The organism is Arthrobacter sp. Y3225116, assembly GCF_059091245.1.
The window spans coordinates 1-6,353 of the sequence record NZ_JBNHGL010000170.1 but is presented as its reverse complement, the minus strand read 5'-3'; the positions used below and the strand labels follow the sequence as shown (position 1 = coordinate 6,353).

The following is a 6,353-nucleotide window of genomic DNA, read 5'->3' as shown; positions in this document are numbered from 1 at the left end:
CTCGTCGCGGCGCTGGCGCACACCGAACGCGACACCGGCCTGGACCTGGCCGCCGTCGGCTCGCTGGAGCCCTACTGGGAAGCGGTCCGCCGCGTCTATGCCCCGTTCGAGTCGGGGTTGCCGGGTCCGACCGGCCGCGTGTACGCGCACGAGATTCCGGGCGGCCAGCTCTCCAACCTGCGGCAGCAGGCCATCGCGCTGGGACTCGGGGAGCGGTTCGAGGCGATCGAGGACATGTATACCGCCGCGGACAAGATTTTGGGCCGCCTGGTGAAGGTGACCCCGTCTTCCAAGGTGGTCGGCGACCTGGCCCTCCAACTGGTCGGTGCAAACGTCGATCCGGAGGAGTTCGCGTCCGATCCGGGGAAGTACGATATCCCCGATTCCGTCATTGGCTTCCTCTCCGGCGAGCTGGGCGATCCTCCCGGCGGCTGGCCGGAGCCGTTCCGCACCAAGGCCCTGGCGGGCCGCAACATCAAGCGGCGCGACGAGAAGCTGACGGCCGAGGACTCGGCGGCGCTGGCCGCGGATCCGGCGACCCGGCGCGCGGCCCTGAACCGGCTGCTGTTTGCCGGCCCGGCCAAGGAGTTCGAGAAGATCCGGGACATGTACGGCGACGTGTCCGTGCTGGACACGCTGGACTACCTGTACGGGCTGCAGCCGGGAACCGAACACGTGATCGAGCTCGAGAAGGGCGTCCGCCTGATCGCGATGCTGGGGGCCATCTCCGAGCCGGATGAGAAGGGCATGCGCACCGTGCACTGCACGCTCAACGGCCAGCAGCGCAATGTGATGGTGCGCGACGCCAGCGTGGAATCCGAAGTCAAGGTCGCCGAGAAGGCCGATCCCGCGCAGCCGGGGCACGTGGCGGCTCCGTTCGCCGGCGCCGTCACCGTCATCGCCAAGGTCGGCGACACCATCAAGGCGGGGGACACGGTGGCCACCATCGAGGCCATGAAGATGGAAGCCGGCATCACCGCTCCCGCCGGCGGCACCGTCACGCGGCTGGCGGTCTCCGCCGTCGAACAGGTCCAGGGCGGGGACCTGCTCCTGGTCATCGACCCGGCGTAGGCCCAAGCCAACCTTCGCGAGGAGACAGGCAGGGCCGCGGCTGTGAAGCCGCGGCCCTGCGTGTTCCGTCGAGGCTACTGGCGCACGCCGGCGTAAATCTGCTCCACGTAGTCGTCGAAATCGGCCAGCACCTGCGCCCGTTTGATCTTCAGCGACGGTGTCAGGTGCCCCGATGCTTCGGTGAAGTCGGACGGGATGATGCGGAAGGACTTAATCCCTTCCGCCTGGGAGACGGTCTGGTTGGCCCGGTCGATGAGCGCCTGGATCGCCGCCTTCACCACTTCGTGGTCGGCTGCCTGGTCCATCGTGGTGCCGGCCGGGAGGTTGTGGCGGTCCAGCCAGCCGGGCAGCGCCTCCTCGTCCAAGGTGATGAGCGCGGAGATAAACGGCCGGTTGTCGCCAATCACCACGCATTGGGAAACCAGCGCATCGGCGCGGATTTGGTCCTCAAGCTGGGCCGGGACAACGTTTTTGCCACTGGCCGTGACGATGATTTCCTTCTTCCGGCCGGTGACGCGCAGGAAACCGTCCGCGTCCAGTTCGCCGATGTCACCGGTGCGGAACCAGCCGTCTTCGAAGGCCTCGGAGGAGAGGTCGGGACGGTTGTAATAGCCGCGAAGCACACAGACGCCCTTGGCGAGGATCTCGCCGTCGTCGGCGATCTTGACGGCGTTTCCGGGCAGCGGGGCCCCGACCGAGCCGATCTTGACCAGTTTGGGGGTGCTAACCGACACCGGGGCCGTGGTTTCGGTCAGGCCGTAGCCTTCCAGCACCAAAAGGCCGATGCCGTGGAAGAAGTGCCCCAGCCGTTCGCCCAGCGGACCGCCGCCGGAGACCGCGTGCTCGACCCGACCGCCCATCGCCTCACGGATCTTGTGGTACACCAGCTTGTCGAAGAGCTTGTGCTTGAGCTTGAGCATCAGCGGTACCTTGCCGGCTTCATCGGCCCGGGACCAGGCGACGGCCGTGTCCGCGGCAGCGTGGAAAATCTTGCCCTTGCCGCCATCCTCCGCCTTGAGCATGGAACTGTTGTAGACCTTTTCGAACACCCGCGGGACAGCCAGGATGAAGGTTGGCCGATAGCTTTGCAGATCCGGCAGCAGGTTCTTGATGTCCGGAGTATGCGCCACGGTGGCACCCACGGCGACGCACAGGACGGAGACAAACCGCGCGAAGACGTGTGCCAGCGGCAAGAACATGATGGTCTGTGCGCCCTCGTGGGCCACTTCCGGCAGCGCCGCCGCGGCGTTCTTGGATAGCTCCACGAAATTTCCGTGGGTCAGTTCACAGCCCTTGGGCCGGCCGGTGGTACCGGAGGTGTAGATGATCGTGGCGAGGTCGTCCAGGCCTGCGGCCGTGCGGCGTTCCTCCACGGCGGCGTCGGGAACATCCCGGCCGGCGGCGCGGAGCGCGTCCAGCGACTCGTCGCCCAGCTGCCACACGTGTTTCAGGTCCTCCAAGCCTTCGTTGAGGGCGGCCTGGCGGACCTTCGCCTCATGGGAGGCGCTTTCCGCGAAGACTGCCACGGCACCGGAATCGCCGAGGATCCAGGCGATTTGGCTGGGAGAGGAGGTCTCGTAAATCGGCACCGATACGGCGCCGGCGAACCAGATGGCGAAGTCCACCAGGGACCATTCATAACGGGTTCGGGCCATGATGCCTACCCGGTCGCCCGGCTGAACGCCGCTGGAGACCAGCCCCTTGGCCAACCGGGTCACGTCCGCGAGGAACTCGGTGGCACGGATGTCCTGCCACGTCCCGGACGAGTCCTTGCGGGAAAACAAGGCCGGATTCGATGCCTTCTGCGCCTGCTCAACCACCAGGCCGGCGATATTGGCATCCCGTGGAACGTCAACCAGGACGGGCACGCTGTATTCGCGCACGATAGCTCCTCACTTCTTCAGCTGTGGCCAGCTCGGTATAGCCTCCCTGACGGAGGCTGCTTTTAGCCTATAACCTAAATCACAACACATACTGGCAGGTAACCTACGAAACGGTAACGGTCGGCCCCTCCCTGGCCCGGCAGGCCCGCCGGGAGCGGCTGCCTAAGATGGTGGGGTGGAGAACAGCGCCCTGGCGGTGGGCATAGACATCGGCGGCACCAAGGTGGCGGCCGGGGCCGTCGACCGGACCGGGCGCGTGGTGGCGGAGCTGGTCCGCCCCACGCCGGGAAACAATCCGCGGCACGTGGAACACCTCATCTCGGCGATGGTGCGGGAGTTGGCGGCCGAGCACGACGTTGCCGCAGTGGGAGTCGGAGCGGCGGGGTGGATGGACCTTGACGGCGGGACGGTCCTGTTCAGCCCGCACCTGGCATGGCGGAATGAACCGCTGCGGGACAACCTGGAGCGGCTGCTGGGCCGGCCCGTCACCGTGGCCAACGACGCCGATGCCGCCGCCTGGGGAGAGTTCCGCTTCGGCGCCGGAACGGGAGAGCGGCGCCTGGTCTGCATCACCTTGGGCACCGGTATCGGCGGAGCCATGGTGATGGATGGCCGGCTGGAGCGGGGCCGGTGGGGTGTCGCCGGGGAATTCGGGCACCAGGTCATCATGCCCGGCGGGCACCGCTGCGCGTGTGGAAACCGCGGCTGCTGGGAGCAATACGCCTCGGGCAATGCCCTGGGCCGGGAGGCCCGGGAGTTGGCCGCAGCGAACTCGCCGGTGGCGCAGCGCTGGCTCCAGGCCGTGGGCGGCGCAGTGGAAGACATCACCGGCGCCGTGGTGACCGACCAGGCGAAACGGGCCGACCCTGCCAGCGTCCGGCTGCTGGAAGAGGCCGGCGAGTGGCTGGGGCTGGGGCTGGCCAACCTTGCCGCGGCGCTGGATCCCGGACTTTTCGTGATCGGCGGCGGGCTCTGCGAGGCCGGCGACCTGCTGTTGGAGCCGGCCCGCCATGCGCTGCAGCGGAACCTCACGGGCCGTGGATTCCGGCCGGTGGCCGACGTGCGGGCGGCGGGCCTGGGACCGAAGGCGGGAATGATCGGCGCCGCGGACCTCGCGCGCGGCGCCTCCGTCTGATTCCACGGCCACGCTTTAGACGCGCGCCCCGTCGTCGTGCCCGTCGCGTTCCGTCGGCAGGCGGAAGAGCAGGTAGGCCGCAGAGGCCACGAAGAGGGCCACCAGCGCCAACACCGCGGTGAAGGGTGCCCCGGGCCAGAACATGGCGGTCAGCAGCAGGCCCAGCGGGGCCCCCACGGCGCCGATCCACGCCAGCACCAGCAGCGGCTCGCCGGTGCCCAGCGGGGCGGGTTCCGGCGGTACGTAGCCCTCGTCGTCGTCCGGTTCCGCGACCGTGTAATCCCGCGGCCCCGGCAGCGCGTCATCCGCCGGGACCTCCGGCAGGCGGTTCTCGAAGATCTCGCGCAGGCGCTGGGGATCGGCGCCGTTGCCGGCAGCGGGCCGCTCCGGGGGCAAGCCGTCCGCGTTCCCGGAGTCCGTCTCTTCCAGCCGGGCGACCAGATCCTGCCAGGCGGCGTCGTCGCGCTCTTGGTCATGCCCTGGCATGCGTGGCTCCCGTCTGCCCCGGAGACGCAGCCGCAGTTGCCTGGATGAATTCGGCCGACCGGCGGTAGATCAGCTCGGCGTCGTGGTCCATGGTGGCCACGTGATAGCTGTCCGCCAGCGGCACCACCTCGAGCCGGTCCGTGCCGATCCGGCGCCGCAGCACATGCATGGAAGATTCCGGGACCGTGTGGTCCACCGCGGAGCGGAAGACGAGTGTGGGAGCAGTGACGCTGGGCAGGTCGGCCACGACCGTCTTGAAAAGCTGGCCCAGCTGGTGCGCCGCAGCCACCGGGGTGCGTCCGTAGGCGCCCTCGTCGATGCCCGGCTTGTTGATGTCGTTGCCAATGGCCGGCACCGACCGCAGGACATACTTCAACAGGCCCGTCAGCGGCGCGCGCCGGTCCGCGATGGTCAGACCCGGGTTGACCAACAGCACGCCGGAGACCGGACGGTGCGCGGCCAGCCGCAACGCCAACGCTCCGCCCATGGACAGCCCGGCCACGAAGACGTGGGTGCGCTCGCGGGCGAGCTCCGCATAGGCCTGCTCGGCCGCCCCGTACCAGCTTTGCCAGCGGAAGGTGGCCAGATCCTGCCACGTGGTGCCGTGCCCGGGCAGCAACGGCAACCGCACCGCGAAGCCGGCATCGGCCAGGCTTTCCGCCCACCCCCGCATACTGCGCGGTGAGCCGGTGAAACCATGCAGCAGCACGACGCCGACGCGGGAATTCGGGCCGTGCCCGGGGCTGGAGAAGACGCCGTCGGCAACAGAAGTCATGGCACTATCGTGTCATTATGGGAGCCGTTCGGCCATCGATGGCCGGCCGGTTCCTGTTCCGGCGCCCGCATCCTGCGCAGCCACGCAGCGCAAAGCTGGAGTAGAGTCTCAAGCGGTATTGGTAAGCGGCCAACGGCGGCGGAACGGAAAGGCACACGTGTTCTACTGGTTCATGAAGACCATCGTCGTAGGACCGGTGGTCCGGCTGCTCTTCCGGCCATGGGTCAAGGGGCTGGACAACATTCCGGACAGCGGCCCCGCGGTCCTGGCCAGCAACCACCTTTCCTTCTCCGATTCCATTTTCCTGCCCCTCGCGGTGCCCCGGCCCGTGGTGTTCCTGGCCAAGAGCGAGTACTTCACCGGCAAAGGCGTCAAGGGCAAGCTCACCGCGGCTTTCTTCAGGATGACCAACCAGCTTCCCATGGACCGATCCGGCGGAGCGGCCTCGGCCACGTCCCTGCTGGCGGGACGGGACGCGCTGCAGGACGGCGGCCTGCTGGGCATCTACCCGGAGGGCACCCGGTCCCCGGACGGGAAGCTGTACCGCGGCAAGACCGGCGTGGCCAAGCTGGTGCTGCACACCGGGGTTCCGGTGATCCCGGTCGCGATGATCGGCACGGACAAGGTGCAGCCCATCGGTCGGCGCATTCCCAACATCCGCCGGGTGGGCATCATCATCGGCAAGCCGTTGGATTTTTCCCGGTACAAGGGGCTGGAAGACGACCGGTTCATCCAGCGTTCGGTCACCGACGAGATCATGTACGAGATCATGCGGCTCTCCGGCCAGGAATACGTCGATTCGTACGCCAGCACGGTCAAGGCCCGGCTGACCGCACGCAAACCGGCCAAGGCCGAAAACCAGCGCCACGCCGCCGTCGGCCTGCCGCCGGAGCAGCCGGAACCTCCGAAGGCCAAAGCGCCCGGGGCCATCACGGTTATCGGCGGGCCGGACTCCGCCCTGGCGCCTGAGCCCGCCGTAGCATCGGGACGGGAGCCCGCCGTC

The 6,353-nt window shown here is 68.3% G+C and carries 6 protein-coding genes; 3 read left to right on the top strand and 3 right to left on the bottom strand.

Annotation, left to right across the window (positions count from 1 at the left end; translation table 11 throughout):
• Positions 1-1,071: biotin/lipoyl-containing protein (locus tag AC5RV2_RS13405; RefSeq protein ID WP_494092741.1), on the top strand; the 1,071-nt coding region annotated here is incomplete at its 5' end.
• Between the two features lie 74 nt (positions 1,072-1,145).
• Here AC5RV2_RS13405 and AC5RV2_RS13400 read toward each other — a convergent pair.
• The gene (locus tag AC5RV2_RS13400) at positions 1,146-2,954 is read right to left on the bottom strand and encodes an AMP-dependent synthetase/ligase (protein ID WP_494092740.1); all 1,809 of its coding nucleotides are present in this window, start codon (positions 2,952-2,954) and stop codon (positions 1,146-1,148) included.
• A gap of 175 nt (positions 2,955-3,129) precedes the next feature.
• Between AC5RV2_RS13400 and AC5RV2_RS13395 the strand changes: the two genes are divergently transcribed.
• The gene (locus AC5RV2_RS13395) at positions 3,130-4,089 is read left to right on the top strand and encodes an ROK family glucokinase (RefSeq protein ID WP_494092739.1); all 960 of its coding nucleotides are present in this window, start codon (positions 3,130-3,132) and stop codon (positions 4,087-4,089) included.
• 15 nt (positions 4,090-4,104) lie between these two features.
• Here AC5RV2_RS13395 and AC5RV2_RS13390 read toward each other — a convergent pair whose 3' ends face one another.
• Together AC5RV2_RS13390 and AC5RV2_RS13385 are read right to left on the bottom strand one after the other, a co-directional pair.
• Positions 4,105-4,575 carry a hypothetical protein gene (locus AC5RV2_RS13390; RefSeq protein ID WP_494092738.1) on the bottom strand — a complete coding sequence of 157 codons (471 nt, stop codon included), beginning with the start codon at positions 4,573-4,575 and terminating at the stop codon, positions 4,105-4,107.
• Positions 4,562-5,350, bottom strand: coding sequence for an alpha/beta hydrolase (locus AC5RV2_RS13385; RefSeq protein WP_494092737.1), 789 nt, complete (start codon positions 5,348-5,350; stop codon positions 4,562-4,564). Before AC5RV2_RS13385 ends, AC5RV2_RS13390 begins: the two co-directional genes overlap by 14 nt.
• 157 nt (positions 5,351-5,507) lie before the next feature.
• Between AC5RV2_RS13385 and AC5RV2_RS13380 the strand changes: the two genes are divergently transcribed.
• The coding region (locus tag AC5RV2_RS13380; protein ID WP_494092736.1) for a lysophospholipid acyltransferase family protein at positions 5,508-6,353 on the top strand (846 nt) is incomplete at its 3' end.